This window comes from Marinifilum breve, from assembly GCF_003202155.1.
GTDB classification, from domain to species: Bacteria; Bacteroidota; Bacteroidia; order Bacteroidales; family Marinifilaceae; genus Marinifilum; species Marinifilum breve.
This window is the reverse complement of sequence record NZ_QFLI01000002.1, coordinates 744,667-760,212: the sequence shown is the minus strand read 5'-3', so window position 1 is coordinate 760,212 and position 15,546 is coordinate 744,667. Positions and strand designations below refer to the sequence as shown.

Annotated in this window: 10 protein-coding genes; 7 read left to right on the top strand and 3 right to left on the bottom strand. The window is 36.3% G+C overall.

Annotated features, from left to right (window positions below; genetic code table 11):
* Positions 1-4: 4 nt before the first annotated feature.
* Positions 5-2,935, bottom strand: coding sequence for an FAD-binding and (Fe-S)-binding domain-containing protein (locus DF185_RS07310; RefSeq protein WP_110360083.1), 2,931 nt, complete (start codon positions 2,933-2,935; stop codon positions 5-7).
* A 218-nt stretch (positions 2,936-3,153) separates the two neighbouring features.
* Here DF185_RS07310 and pta point away from each other — a divergent pair, with 218 nt between their 5' ends.
* From pta to DF185_RS07285, 5 genes are all read left to right on the top strand, one after another.
* Positions 3,154-4,155 carry a phosphate acetyltransferase gene (gene pta / locus DF185_RS07305; RefSeq protein WP_110360082.1) on the top strand — a complete coding sequence of 334 codons (1,002 nt, stop codon included), beginning with the start codon at positions 3,154-3,156 and terminating at the stop codon, positions 4,153-4,155.
* Positions 4,156-4,210: 55 nt separating this feature from the next.
* Entirely contained in the window at positions 4,211-5,419 is a 1,209-nt protein-coding gene (locus DF185_RS07300; protein ID WP_110360081.1) for an acetate/propionate family kinase, read from the top strand.
* 314 nt (positions 5,420-5,733) lie between these two features.
* Positions 5,734-8,775, top strand: a complete 3,042-nt coding sequence (locus DF185_RS07295) for a sensor histidine kinase (RefSeq protein WP_110360080.1) — start codon at positions 5,734-5,736, stop codon at positions 8,773-8,775.
* Positions 8,776-9,021: 246 nt separating this feature from the next.
* Positions 9,022-9,927, top strand: a complete 906-nt coding sequence (locus DF185_RS07290) for a bifunctional enoyl-CoA hydratase/phosphate acetyltransferase (RefSeq protein ID WP_110360079.1) — start codon at positions 9,022-9,024, stop codon at positions 9,925-9,927.
* 57 nt (positions 9,928-9,984) lie between these two features.
* Positions 9,985-10,896 (top strand): phosphate acyltransferase, encoded by a 912-nt coding sequence (locus DF185_RS07285; protein WP_110360078.1) that lies wholly within the window; start codon positions 9,985-9,987, stop codon positions 10,894-10,896.
* 62 nt (positions 10,897-10,958) lie between these two features.
* On the opposite strand, the gene DF185_RS07280 is transcribed toward DF185_RS07285, so the two are convergent.
* Together DF185_RS07280 and DF185_RS07275 are read right to left on the bottom strand one after the other, a co-directional pair.
* Positions 10,959-11,663: a LytR/AlgR family response regulator transcription factor gene (locus tag DF185_RS07280; RefSeq protein WP_110360077.1), complete on the bottom strand. Its 705-nt coding sequence runs from the start codon at positions 11,661-11,663 to the stop codon at positions 10,959-10,961.
* On the bottom strand, positions 11,660-12,712 hold the full coding sequence (locus DF185_RS07275; protein ID WP_110360076.1) for a sensor histidine kinase: 1,053 nt from the start codon (positions 12,710-12,712) through the stop codon (positions 11,660-11,662). The genes DF185_RS07280 and DF185_RS07275 overlap by 4 nt, the downstream gene beginning before the upstream one ends.
* A 213-nt stretch (positions 12,713-12,925) precedes the next feature.
* Between DF185_RS07275 and DF185_RS07270 the strand changes: the two genes are divergently transcribed.
* On the top strand, positions 12,926-14,767 hold the full coding sequence (locus tag DF185_RS07270) for a S41 family peptidase (RefSeq protein ID WP_110360075.1): 1,842 nt from the start codon (positions 12,926-12,928) through the stop codon (positions 14,765-14,767).
* A 36-nt stretch (positions 14,768-14,803) separates the two neighbouring features.
* A complete protein-coding gene (locus tag DF185_RS07265) occupies positions 14,804-15,433 on the top strand; it encodes a TlpA family protein disulfide reductase (RefSeq protein ID WP_133249992.1) in 630 nt (209 codons plus the stop codon).
* Positions 15,434-15,546: the final 113 nt, after the last annotated feature.

The following is a 15,546-nucleotide window of genomic DNA, read 5'->3' as shown; positions in this document are numbered from 1 at the left end:
ATTGTTACTTTTTTAATGCCTCCCACAAAATCTCAACCGGATGTTGTGCTTCACGTTCAGTCTCATCCTTAATCTGATGACGACAGGAAGTACCTGAAGCTGCAATTAAAACAGACTGTGGTGTTTTTCGAACTTCCGGGAGTAAAATTAACTCGCCTACCTTTTTGCTTAAATCGTAATGCTCTTTTTCATAACCAAATGAGCCAGCCATACCACAGCAACCTGATTTGATTTCCACCGCTGAGTAGTTTACAGGGAAACTCAATATCTCTTTAACTGGAAGGGAAGAGGCCAATGATTTTTGATAACAGTGAGCATGAAATTTTATCTCTTTTGCTTCTGTGGTAAATTGATTTGGACTAATGTTTCCTTTCTGCATTTCATTGTGAAGAAATTCTTCAATCATGAATACATGGCTTGCCAATTGCTTGGCTGATTCGCGCATGTTTTCAGGAACCAAATCGATATATTCATCTCTGAATGTAAGAATGGCTGATGGTTCTATCCCAATTAGAGGAGTTTCTTCGCTAATGATATTTTGCAAGAGGGTTACATTCTTAATGGCAAGGAATTTGGCTTTTTTTACTAATCCCTTTGAAAGATAAGTCCTCCCACTTTCTGCATGCTTAGGTATGATTACATCATATCCAAGTTTTTGAAGCAACTCAATAGTTTTGATTCCAATGGGCGTATCATTGTAATCGGTAAACTCATCGGCAAACAGATAAACCCTTCTTTTTGATTCGATATTGCCGTTATTGGAATGCCATTTTTTGAGTGTTGTTTGATGCAGCTTTGGTATGCTTCTTTCTTCTGCAAATCCCAAATTATTTTTCACCAGTTTACCAATTATAGGGTGCTGATTCACAAAATTGAAAAGGGAAGGAGCATAGCTGCCCAGTTTATTTATTCTACTGATATTGGCAATCAGCTTGCTTCTTAAAGGAACAGGATTTGAATCGTAATATTGTTGTAGAAACTCAGCTTTCAACTTAGCCATGTCAACATTTGAAGGACATTCTGATTTGCAAGCTTTGCACGAAAGACACATATCCAAAATATCGTACAATTCTTTATGATCGAATGGATTTTTCTGTTCAGAATTGCTAATGAATTCTCTAAAAAGATTTGCCCTGGCTCGGGTGCTTAGCTTTTCATCTAAACTGGCCTGGTAACTTGGACACAAAGCTTTCCCAGTCAAATGTGTATTTCTGCAATCTCCAGAACCATTACAGCGCTCTGTTGCACGAACAATTCCCATATCGGACGAGAAATCAAAATAGGTGTTTATTTCTTTGGTTTCCTGATTGGGTTCATAACGCAAATGCGAATTCATTTTAGGCGTATCAACAATCTTTCCAGGATTGAAGATATGATTAGGGTCCCAGGTATTTTTGATATCCCGGAGGAGTTCATAATTCTTTTCACCAATCATTACGGGAATAAACTCTCCTCGTAAACGTCCATCGCCATGTTCTCCACTTAAGGATCCTTTGTATTTCTTCACAAGTTTGGCAGAATCCAGGCCAATGGCATGGAACTTTTCCTGATCGACTTGATCTTTTAGGTTTAATACAGGTCGTAGGTGAATTTCTCCACTACCAATATGAGCATGAAAAACACAGCTGATGTTGTGTTTCTTCATCAACTCTTTAAATTCTGCAATGTAATCATATAAAATCTCTGGCATTACCGATGTATCCTCTATAAGGGAAACAGGTTTGGCATCTCCAGCCATATTTGATAGAACTCCTAAAGCGGATTTTCGCAAATCCCAAACCCTTGCAATATTCTCGGCTCCTGTAACTATTGGAAAATGATATCCTAATGAACTGGCTTTGAACTCATCTTCCATTTTATTGGCGATTTCTTCGATTTCAGCCTTTGTTTCTCTTGCAAATTCTATAATCAATAAAGCTCCTGGATTTCCTTTAAGGAAAAATCTGTTTTTTGCCTGAAGAATGTTTCCTTCTGTAAGTTTAAGAATTTGATCATCCATTAATTCTACAGCTCCTGGCTTATGCTTCAAAGCAATAAGGTTACCTTGAATCGCTTCTTCAAGACTTTCGAAGTGGGCACAGATTAATGCTTTTTCTTTTGGTGGAACTGGAACGAGGTTCAGTTTTATTTCGGTAGTAAAAGCTAAAGTACCTTCTGATCCCGCTAACAGCTTACTAAAATTAAATTGGTCTCCTCCGTTTGTATACAAATTAGACTCAAGTAAAAGGTCAATTGCATAACCAGTGTTACGCCTTTTAATATTTATGTCAGGAAATTCTTGTCGAATGCCTTTCTGATTTTCCTGATCAGATAGAATGGAGTGTATTTTATTATATAGTTTCGACTCTAAATTGGATCCTGTACACTTTTTTTCAAACTCATCTTTGTTAAGATTTCCAAACACAGCTTTGCTTCCATCACTTAAGATGGCACTTACTTCTAGAGTATGGTCTCGTGTACTTCCATATATAATAGAGTGGGAGCCGCAGGAGTTGTTTCCAAGCATACCACCCATCATGCATCGCCCGGAAGTGGAAGTTTCTGGCCCGAAAAATAAACCATGTTCTTTCAGATAAAGATTCAATTCATCCAGAATGACCCCTGGTTGAACTATTACCCATTTTTCTTCGGTATTTAACTCTAATATCTTGGTAAAGTATTTTGATATATCTACCACGATTCCATTCCCTACAACCTGTCCAGCCAATGATGTTCCTGCTGCTCTTGGGATTAATGATAAGGATTCCTGGTTGGCAAATTGAACCAATGTTTTGATATCCTCTTCATTTTTCGGATAAACGACTGCTAATGGCATTACTTTATATGCAGATGCATCTGTAGCATATAAAATTCGTGTTGTATTATCGGTAAAAACTTCTCCTGATATTTGTTTCTGTAATTGGATAAAACGATTTGAATGATTATCGGTATTCATAGTAATTAAGCCAGTTTTAAACAGTTTTGCTGTCTGTGTGATTCTAAAAAATGAAGTTACATTTTTATTTTTGAACTGCGCCTTATCAAGAATGATTATTTATTAAAAGAATGAAGCTAAAACTGACAAAAATTATGAATTTAGAAATCTACAGTTTACTTTTTATTCCTAAATTTGCAATGTCGAGATTACAAAACTGATTAATATATTGATCTACAATGGACTTATTGCAAAAGATTAAGGAAAACGCCAAACTACACAACAAGAGAATTGTTCTTCCGGAAGGAACAGAGGAGAGAACTTTGCAAGCAACAGATATCTTATTGGAGGAAGGTATCGCACAAATTATTTTGATTGGAGCTCCTGAAGAAATTAAAGAAGAAGCTGATCGTTTGGGATTAAAAAATATCGATAAGGCAATTATCGTTGATCCTAAAAGTCATGACAAAATGGAAGCTTATGCTGAAATTTTAGTTGAATTAAGAAAAAAGAAGGGGATGACCATGGAACAAGCTATGGAATTGGTTCAAGACCCTCTTTATTTGGCTACTTTAATGATTAAGGCAGGTGATGCTGATGGAGAAGTTGCAGGTGCATTAAATGCAACAGGAGATGTATTACGACCAGCTTTCCAAATTGTTAAAACTATGCCAGGTATTTCAGTTGTTTCTGGTGCTTTCATTATGATTTTGAAAGATAAAAACTACGGAGATGATGGTATGATGGTATTTGCTGACTGTGCGGTTCATCCAAACCCAACAGCTAGCGAATTGGCTGAAATTGCAGTTGCAACAGCTAAAACTACAAAAGCAATTGCTGAAATGGAACCTCGTGTTGCAATGTTGAGCTTCTCAACTATGGGATCAGCAAAACACGAAATGGTTGATAAAGTTGCAGAAGCAACTCGATTGGCTAAAGAAATGGCTCCAGAATTCCAAATTGATGGTGAAATGCAAGCTGATGCTGCAATTGTAGAAGCTATTGGTGCGAAAAAAGCTCCAGGTAGCGAAGTTGCAGGTAAAGCAAATGTATTGGTATTCCCAACTTTGGAAGTAGGAAACATTGGATACAAATTGGTACAACGTTTAGCAGGTGCTGAAGCCGTTGGTCCTGTTCTTCAAGGTATGGCAGCTCCGATTAACGACTTGTCAAGAGGTTGTTCGGTAAGCGATATCGTAAATCTTGTTGCGATTACTGCAAATCAGGCAGCAGGAATGTAAATGAATAAAATTCAAGTAATAAAATCCAAACTTAACAAATAAACAAAAAAATCTAATGAACGTTTTAGTTTTTAATTGCGGTAGTTCTTCTTTAAAATATCAATTGCTACACATGGGTGATGAAGCTACATTGTTAGCTAAAGGTCTAGTTGAAAGAATTGGTCTAAAAGAAGGAGTATTAACTCACAAGCCAGAAGGGAAAGATAAACTTGAGTTGGTACAGGATATTCCAAATCACAGTGTAGGTATTGATTTGGTGTTGAAGGCGTTGGTAAGTCCAGAGCATGGTGTGATTTCTGATTTGAAAGAAATTAACGCTGCGGGTCACCGTGTTGCTCATGGTGGTGAGTTTTTTAAAGACAGTGCATTAATCGACGAAAAAGCTAAAGAAAACATTGCAGCTTGTTGTGAATTGGCTCCACTTCACAATCCAGCTAACCTTGAAGGAATTCTTTCAATGGAAAAATTACTTCCAGGTTTACCACAAGTTGCAGTATTCGATACATCATTTCACCAAACTCTGCCTGCTGAAGCATTTATGTATGGATTACCATACGAATGCTACGATAAGTACAGAGTTCGTAAATATGGTTTCCACGGAACAAGTCACAAGTATGTTGCAAGCAAGGCTTGTGATATCTTAGGGTGGAACATTGAAGACAAGAAAATTGTTAGTTGTCACTTAGGTAACGGTGCTTCTGTATGTGCAATTGATGGTGGTAAATCTATTGAAACTTCAATGGGATTTACTCCAAATGAAGGTCTATTGATGGGTACTCGTACAGGTAACCTTGATTTGGGTGCACTACTTTATATCGCAGAGAAGAAAAACCTTTCAATTGAAGAGACTAACAAATTAATTAACAAGCAGTCTGGTTTGGCTGGTATTTCTGGAATTTCATCTGATATGAGAGACCTAGAAATTGCTGCTGAAGGTGGAAATGAAAGAGCTCAATTGGCTTTAGATATGTTCGCATATCGTGTGAAGAGATTTGTAGGTTCTTATTCTGCATCAATGGGTGGTGTTGATTTGGTTCTTTTCACAGGAGGTATTGGAGAAAACGATTCTGTTTCTCGTGAGAAAATTATTAAAGATTTCGGTTACCTAGGACTTGAATTTGATGCTGAAACAAATAAAGGTTTAAGAGGTAAGGATGCTGTAATTTCTAAAGAAGGATCGAAAGTAACAGCAATGGTAGTAACTACGAATGAAGAGTTGGTAATTGCTTCAGATACTCAAAGAATCTTGAACGGATTGAAATAAGATATTCTTAAGATATATTATTGAAGCCTGGCTATTAGTCAGGCTTTTTTTATACCATGTTCTGAAGGGTATAGTGTTTACTGAGTTTTTAAGGTTCCTTTATTAAATCCCATTATATCAGTTGCTTTTGAAATTTTAAAAGAAGGAAGTAAGGTGTCCGCTTCAGGATTAAAAGCTTTAAATCACATGTGAAATGGATTATTAATTTGATGAATAGTCGATTTTGCCGTATTTTATTGTAACAAATCAGAAGGATTACCGTTTAGTGCATTGATGACAAACTCAATTGGTATTGATTCTTTAAGAATGACTATATGACCAAGCTACTGCCTTTTTATAAACTTTTGATTACATCACTATTGATGATTGTGTTCTGTGAGATTTATGCTCAAAGAACCGATTTTCGATTTCATGAATACAATAAACAGAATAAATTAAGTGAAGAACTTGTTAAATATACAGTTCAAGATTCACTAGGGATTTATTACTTTGCCACAGATGCCGGTGTATATTCCTTGATCAATGATAATTTTCACCTATACCAAGTACCTGAAGGAAAGTCACAATATTTTAAAGAGTTAATTAGGCTGAAAGGTGGCAACTTGTTGGCTTTATCTGATGATGCAATTTACAAAATCACACCTTCTTTTACATCCAATGATTTGGAATTGATACTTGAATGTAACTTGGATCCTGCATCACCAAAATATCCTAAACATGTTTTTGAGGATCAGAAACAACAGGTTTGGATTTCGGATTACAATCATTTGTATCGATTAAATAACGGTACAATTGAGAAGTATAGTATGGATGAAAAGAACTTAACGAGCTCTTATGCAAGATCTTTTCAGTTTTTGGAGTGTGATAATGGCAATCTTATCGTAGTTTCTCAAAAAGGATGGTTTTACAATTTTAACCAGAAAAGCAATTCTTTCGATAAATCGATATATCAACCTGGCTTTTTGGTTCATTCTTCCTTTAAGATAGGCTCGAATGAATTTTTATTAGGGACATCATTGGGGATTATAAAAATCATTTTCGACTTTAAGGGAAGAGTCGTTCATACCGAGACTATATCAAAAGATATAATTGCTTCATGTTTTGAACAGATTAATGAAAGTAGAGTAATTGTTGGAACATGGTTTCAAGGCCTGGTAGAAATTGAATTAAATAACGAGCACAAGTTTTATCCAGTTGGAGGATTTCCATATTTTACTGTAAATGATTTGTTCAAAGACGATTTTGGGAAATTTTGGGTTTCTACAAATTCTGGAGTAATTGTTATGGAGAAGAAGTTCTTTACTTCTCAGTTTTTGACTGCAAATTCAGAATATGTAGCTAGCATAAGAAAAGCACCTGATGGAAAATTAATTTGTGCTGGCAGAAGTCATTTGTTTAAAGTTGTTGATGAACAGCATATTGATATGCTGGATATAGAGTTTGAAGGATCATTGAATACATTCCAGCAATTTGAAGAATATACTTTAATAGGAACAGAACAAGGCCAACTCTTATTGTATTTAAGAAATGAATTAATTAAAACCATTCAAGTTAGTACTCAAAGTATATCGGAAATAGAATTTGAAAACGCTGATATTGTTTGGGTTGTAGCAGACAAAGAGTTGTTTCAAGTAAATTTGTATGAAGGTACAATTAAAAGCTATTTTAAAGATTTTAATGAAAGAAGAATAGTGCAGGATGTTTTTATAGGGGAAAATAACACTTTGTTCGTTGGAGGAGAATATCAACATTCATATTTGTACCAATACAACCGTAATAAAGATAGGTTCGAGAATATTAGTATCGATATTCCTGAGGTTGGTAACATGGATTTTTGGATTCGTGATATGTGGTTGGTAAAGGATACCTTATATATTGGCAGTTCTTCGGGATTATTTAAATACTCTGATTCTAATATTAAACGAGTTAATCTAGGAGCCTATAGCAACAGCGAAATAAATGCTGTTGTAATTGATCAATTTAATGCTTTGTGGCTGACTACCAGTCATGGTATTATTCGAAAACGTAAAGATGAGGTCTCGTTATTTACTCCAGACCAAGGATTACCATCAAAAACTTTTACGGTCGGAAATCTGTTAATCGACGATAAGGGATTTCTTTGGGTTGGAACGTCAAATGGTTTAGCTTTTGCACATATTACAGATACCATTCCCAATACGCCAAAACCCATTGTACATATCGCCAAGGAAGAGTCTTGGTTTATTCAGCCGAATAGTTCTCTGGAAGTAACTGCAGGCTCAATGTTACTGATGGATGTAACAGCTATTATCTATCCTCAGAAGCAAAATCAGTTTCAATACTGTGTAATGAGAGGAGATGTAAAAATAAAGGATTGGAAATCTCTTTCAAATAAAAATCAGGTTATTGTATCAGATTTAGAACCTGGGGACTATGAAATTTGTATTCGCTGTAAGCATGAAGGAAACTACTCCTGGAGTGAAAATAGAATTATTCCTTTACGAGTAAATCAGGTTTGGTATTTGCGCTGGTATACCCTTCTCTCCGAATTGATCCTAATTTTATTAGTTGTGTATTTGTCAAGTCAATACAGCAAGCGAAGAGCACAGCAGCATATGATAGAGTTAGAGAAGATAGTTTCTGAGCGTACAGTTCAGCTTCAGGATGCCAATGAGAGTTTATTATTGGCCAATAAGGCAAAGGATAGGTTTCTGTCGATAATAGGTCATGATTTAAGAAATCCATTTAATGCCATTCGTGGATTTTCTAAAATGCTGATAAGAGATGCAGATATGTTATCTGAAGAAGAAAAAAAGGAACTTACCGAGATGATTTACAAAAGTTCTGATGATACCTTCAAGCTTTTAGAAAGCTTATTGGAATGGGCGAATGTTCAGAAAGGAAAGTTCAAACTTAATAGAGTAGAGTTTGATTTAGCTGAGATATTACAATCAAACCTGGAACTTCACAAGAATTTGGCATCATTGAAAGATATTAGTGTAGAGGGAGACTTTAAGAGCTTACAAGTAAATGCTGACAAATCAATGGTAGATACGGTTATCAGAAACCTGATGTCGAATGCAATTAAGTTCTCTTACGCAAACCAAACCATTTTATTAAGAGCGATTAAGAAAGAAAACTTTGCCATTGTTCAGGTGAAGGACGAAGGTATTGGAATGACAGAAACTCAAGTTAAAAATCTGTTTAAAATTGATACTGTAGTTACCAGTGAAGGAACTGCTAACGAAACAGGAACTGGATTCGGTTTGATGTTGAGTAAAGAGTTCGTTGAATTAAATGGCGGACAAATTCGGGTTAGCAGCGTTAAAGGAAAAGGCACTTCCTTTTATTTTTCTATTCCTCTTAAAAAAGACTAAGTCAGTTATCAGTTGCATTGGACATGCATTCTTGTAGCTTTGTTTACTGTTTACTGTTTACTGTTTACTGTTTACTGTTTACTGTCGCCAAAATGTCATATTGTTAGAATAATTTTAATATTTGTAATTAATTGTAAGTTTTATTTGTAGTATTAGATGTGATTCGTAATTATTTCATATTTTTGCCTTACAACTAAATCAAGCGGGAATTAATTCCTAAAAACAACACTAAAACACATTAAGAAGATGATTACACGTTTGGAGCAAATCATTGACGTTCTGAAAAGTAACGAGAAAAAACGTTTGGTAGCTGCTTATGCTAACGATGCACATACCATTGAAGCTGTTAACAATGCTGTAGAAAAAGGGATTGTTGATGCTACATTAGTAGGTGATGAGGAGACCATCAAGAAGACTTGTGCTGAGCACAATATTGATGTTACTAAATTCACTGTAGTACATGAGCCAGTTGAAATAAAAGCTGCTCAAAAAGCAGTTGAGTTGATTCGCAATGGTGAAGGCGACATGATTATGAAAGGATTGGTAAGTACAGATAAGTACATGAAAGCAATCTTGAACAAAGAAACAGGATTAATGCCTCCTAAAGCTGTTTTGAGTCACGTTACAGTAATGGAAAATCCAAACTACCACAAGTTATTGGTATGTAGTGATGTTGCTGTTATTCCTCAGCCAGACCTAAACCAAAAAGTTGCATTAACTAACTATGTAATTAATGTAGCAAGAGCTTTAGGTATCGATACTCCAAAGGTTGCATTGGTTGCTGCTTCAGAGCAAGTTTTACCAAAAATGGAAGCTTGTGTTGATGCGACTATTATCTCTAAAATGGCTGATCGTGGTCAGATTAAAAATGCTTATGTTGATGGACCATTGGCAATTGATGTTGCTATCGATAAGGAATCAGTAGAGATTAAGAAATTAGAATCAAAAGTTGCTGGTGATGCTGACTGTTTGGTATTCCCAAATATCGAATCGGGTAATGTTTTCTACAAAACAAATACAAAATTGGCTAAGGCTGAACTTGGTGCATTTGTAGTTGGAGCAAAATGTCCAGCTATTCTTTCATCTCGTGGTGATAGTGTTCTTACAAAATTATATTCGATTGCTTTAGCAGCTTTAGTTGCTTCAAAATAATATATTTCATTTAGAGACGTACGGCCGTACGTCTCTAAATATTTAAACTAAAAATATATGTCCCCAATTCGTTCCCTGGACCAAATGGTCGACCATCTTCGCGAAAGCGGAAAAAAGAAGAAAATTGCTGTTGCTTACGCACAAGATCCTAATACAATTGGAGCTATTGCAAAAGCCATTAATGAAGGTTTTGTAGAAGCTGTAATGATTGGTGATGAGAAGGAAATTCGTTCAAAAGCTGAAGCTGAAGGAATCAATCCTGAAATCTTTACCATTGTTCACATTCCTAACGATGTTGAGGCAACAACAGAGGCTGTTCGTATGGCTCGAGAAGATGACGCGGACGTTGTAATGAAAGGTTTGGTAGGGACAGATAAATTCCTTAAAGCCGTTTTAAACAAAGAAAAGGGCTTGTTGCCTCCAAAAGCAGTAATGAGCTATGTTTGTGCTCTTGATTTACCGAAGTATGACAAGCTTTTATTTGTATCTGATACTGCAGTTTTACCTTATCCGGATTTGAATCAGAAGGTTGCAATGGTGAACTATTCGGTTAAGATGGCGAAGAGGTTCGGAATTGAGAAACCTAAGGTTGCTTTGATTTCTGCTACTGAAAAACCAAATCCTGCATTCCAGGGATCCGTAGATGATTCAATTATCTGTAAAATGGCTGATCGTGGTCAGATTAAAGATTGTATTGTAGACGGACCATTGGATGTATTCTTGGCTTGTGATCCAGCATCAGTTGAAATTAAAGGAATTCCAACACCAATTAATGGAGAAGCAGATTGTTTGATTTTCCCATCTTTAGAAGCTTGTAATTCTTTCTACAAAGGATTGATGCTGTTTGGTGGTGGAGAACTTGGTGGATTAATTCAAGGAACAACCAAACCAGTGGTAGTAATGTCGAGAAGCGAGAGCGAAAAATCGAAATTCTACTGTATCGCATTATCTGTTTTAATGGCAGACTAGAATAATTGGTAACTATCAATTTACCTTATAGGAAGAGAGATACGGCAGTATCTCTCTTTTTGTTATAAGCGTTTGTTTTCCATATATACTTTTAAGGTTTCACGGTAACTCGATCCAACTGGAATTTGATTTGTGTTGATAAGAATCACTCGACCATTGAATTGGGTAATCTTTTCTAGCGGTACGATGTGAGATTTATGTACACGCATAAAACCATAAGGGGCTAATATTTCTTCCAGTGATTTTAAGGTTTTAAGTGCCAGGTAGTAATTCTTTCCGCAATAGATTTTGGCATAATCTTTCATGCCTTCAATGTAGTCGATGTCTTTCACCCAAACTTTTACATATTCATCTCCTTCTTTGATGAAAAAGGAAGGTGACATCGCTTTATTTGTCTCTGTAGCTGGTATGTCCAGGCTAAGGAAACGGTCGATGGTTTTTGCAAACCGATCGAAGGGGACAGGCTTTAACAGATAGTCAATCACATCCAACTCAAAGCTCTCAATGGCATAATCGGAATAGGAGGTGACCATCACGAACTTTGTATCGGATGTAGTCAACTTTACCAGTTCGGTTCCGGAAATGTTTGGCATGGCAATATCGGTAAATGCCATATCTACCTTATGCGAATTAAGGTAGGCAAATGCCTCTTCGGGATCTGTAAAACACTCCAATAGTTTGAATTGTGGATATCTGGTCAGGTAGTTTTTCAGGACATCAATAGCCAGTTGTTCGTCGTCTATAATGATTGTGGTATAGATTTTCATGCTTCCAAGTTAAGTTCCAGTTCTGCCAGGTAAACCTTGTTTTGTTCTGTTAGCGATAATCTTGAAGTTTTAGGATAGCTTAACTGTAGCCTGTTTTTTAAGTTGTCCAGCCCTTTGCCTTCTCTTTCTTCATATTTTTCCGGCTTGTTGCTCAAGATACTGTTTTGAACCGTAAACTTCATCACCTTGTCTTCCAGTTTCAAATTAATATGAACAAAAGCTTCAGAATTGTTGGTGTAAAAGCCATGCTTAAATGCATTTTCTACCAATGGAATTAGCAGTAAAGGCTCTATAAATTTCCCTTTGCTTTCGCCTTCAGTCTCAAAAATGATATTCGCTTTTTCTCCAAACCTGATTTTTTCAATGGCAATGTATTCTTTTAGGAATTTAAGTTCCCTTTCAATTGGGATTCTACTCAAATTCACCTCGTCGGTCAGGTAACGCATCATCCCCGATAGTTTTAATATGGTATCTGGTGTAGACGGGTGATTGTTCAGTGACATGCTGTAAACCGAATTCAAAGCATTAAAAAGAAAATGGGGATGAAACTGTTGGCGAAGTAATTGATTTTTGGTTTCATCGAGAGCTTCTTTTACTTTGTGATACCTGCTTGAAAAAATATAGTCTAGATGATCAATAGCAAGGAACGTAAGAAAGAGTATGCCTCCAAAACCTATGTATTGCATCATATCATCGAATACTGATGCAAATGATGGATCCGACAGGTGAGGCTGAGTATTCTTAAAATAGGCTATTGGGATGAGAGAAATAAGCATGAGGCTTATCAGGCCTGCAAATAAAAGATACTTTTTATTCAATGCCAATTTCCCTTTTAGGAAATAAAGAATGTAAACAAACAGGCTGGTCAACCCATATTCAAATACATCTCGATAAAAGAAGTCAGGGAACTCCAGTGGCCAATTGATATCATAAGCGGGGACATATATAAACAGGAAGGCAAAAATGTAAAGGCTGTGAAAAAATATTCGTATGCGATTCTTGATTTTCGGCTTTTTTAAGTGTTCCAAAAATTCCTGGTATGTGATCATTTTTAATTGAATTGGTTCGATTGTAAAAGTAGAGAATTTGATTCAAAACAAGTCGATGAACTCTTTCGTCAAATCGATTGGGAATCATCCTACGTCGATTTGGTTTTTCTTTCCATAGCTGCTCCGATATATTCGCTTCCAAAAGAAGTGAAAAGTAGAAATCAGCTTAAACTTTGTGTGGACAGCATGGTGAGAGCATTAAAATTGATATAAATGAAAAAATTAAGTGTTGTAACAATAGCCCTTCTAATGCTTGTTGGGGTGGTGGTTGCCAAGGAAAAAAAAGACAAACGAACACCTTTTCCAAAAGTGGAATATCGTGAGAATCTTCCCTATGTTGAATATCAGGATGCTTGGGTGAAGTTGTTAAGTATAGAAGGAAAGCCTGTGGGTGAGTATATTGACTATGCCCAAGATATGGATCCTAGCGATTGGAAATTTTGTTTTACCCGATACCTGCACTATATCATGGATGATATGAAGATGAAGCGAGGCGAAACGGTAAAGGTTGCTTTTGAGCAAAATGGAAAAATCATTACTAAAGATTTTAATCTGAAAAAGGGAAATCGTGATCTGGCAACCGATTATATGGAGAAAATGATTGGTCAGAATAGGATTCAAAGAAAGCATTACTCTGAGCATCCTGCAGACTTGAAATACCTTCAGCGCAGGTTAGATGGATATGCTCAAACACAAGAGGATTGGATAGGTGCAGACCAGGCAATTCATGATCTGGAGCACCTGGAGTGGCAGATTGTGAACAATTATTCCTATGCCGAACTGCGCCCCTTCGATTACAAGGCGGCCTTGGATGTGATTCGTCAGGATTTGAGAAATGGCATTTCAAAGCGTGATTTTGCCATTCAGTTAAAAATGTTCATGGCCAACTTTGGGGATGGCCACAGCCGTGTTAGCATGAGATATCTTTTTGCCGAGAAATCGGAATTGATGTCCTTTCCATTTCAGCTTATAAAAGAGGGAAAAAACTTTATTGCTGTAAATGTTGGTAAGAAAAACCTATACAAGAAAGACTATCCTCAGCTTCTTTCTGTTAATGGAATTCCAACAGAGGACTTGTATAAAATTGCAGAGAGATTCATATCCAAAACAACACCAAAGTTTGTTGAGCGCAACTCTTTGGATTACCTCTCTTTTAGTGGTTTAATGTTAAAGCTTGCAGGCCAGGAGGTAGGTAAGAGTGTTACGCTGTGCTTTGGTAATGGTGAAAAACAGATCATTGAAGAGGTAAAGCTTGAGAAATACAATCCTCAAAGTGCTATGGAAAGAAATTATTTCAAAAAGGAGGTTTTAGAGGGAAACCTTGGTTACTTGGCATTTCAGGAACATATGGATGATGAGGATGAATTTATAGAGTCTTTGCACAAAGCCATGGGGGAATTTAAGAATACCAATGGCCTGATTATTGATATACGTGGCAACGGAGGCGGTAGCCGAGCACCATTAAAAGCGTTGTTGCCTTACTTTATTAAAGAGCCAAAGGTTACCAATGTGGCGCGTTACCGAATTGATGCAGACAAGGATACTCATCCTAAGAATGGCTACTTGCCTGCACGTTATGCTTATCCTGATAATTATGAAGCATACTCTAAAGCCGAGAGAAAGGCAATCAAAAAAATCAAAAGATCTTTTAAGCCTGTTCGTTCTGTCAGCGCTTATAAATTCACAGAGTATCACTATATGGTTGTAAGCCAGACAAGTGATAATGGCACTTACTACTACACTAAGCCAGTTATCGTGTTGGTGGACGAAGGGTGTTTTAGTGCATCAGATATTTTTGCAGCTGGAATTAGGCAAGGCGATAATGTTCGTTTGTTAGGAAACACAACCGGAGGAGGTAGTGGTTTTTCAAAAAGCAGACGTCTGCCGAATTCGAGAATTAAAGTGAAAATGTCAAGAATCTATTCTTATCAACCTGATGGGAACATGTACGATGGTCATGGTGTGATTCCTGATATTCAAAAGGATTATACCTTAACTGATCGCTTGGGTATAACCGACAGCCAGTTAAAGAAAGCTTGTTCTTTATTGCAATGAAAGATGTATTAGTGAAATAGTGTGAAAAAAGGATTAATGAAAAAATTAAATATGTTATTAAAGATACGACTTTTCTTTTTGGTAGTAGGTTTTATTTTAGGAGGAATTATTGTTTCGATACCATGGTATTTTGCCTGGAAATCGGAGGTGCGACAGGCAAATGCAACTTTTTTCGAAAACTTGCTTGATGAACCTGAGGAGATACTTCTTGAAAAGAGAGTGAATGATTTACATGTTCTTTCAGAAAATGAATGGAATTGGAAATTTAAGGATATGAAAGGTGACGATTATCTTTTAAGGGATTATTCAGGGAAAGTGATTTTCCTTAATTTTTGGAGTACATGGTGTTCTCCATGTCTTGCCGAATTTCCTAGCTTGGTGTCTTTGAATAAACAATTCGAAGGAAATGAGAAAGTAGAGTTTCTCTTCTTAACAGATGAGAGTTCAGCAAAGGTAAATAGATTGTTGAAGAGGAGACCAGACATGAAGGGGTTGAAATACTTTCGTTATGAGAGTGAGTTAAAGCCAAATTTGTTTGGTGGAGATGGAATTCCTAATACCATAATAATTAATAAAAAAGGGGAAGTAGTAGTTGAACATTTAGGGGCAGCGCTTTGGGATGGTGAAGAGGTGATTGGTTTATTAAATAAATTGATTACCGAGTAAAAATGAATAAGAAAAGAGAGGCAGGAAAGAGCCTCTTTTTTCTGTTTATGAGATTTTAATATGAGTATATAATATGTTCTTTTGTTATAATTGCGAATTCATCATTTTTAATT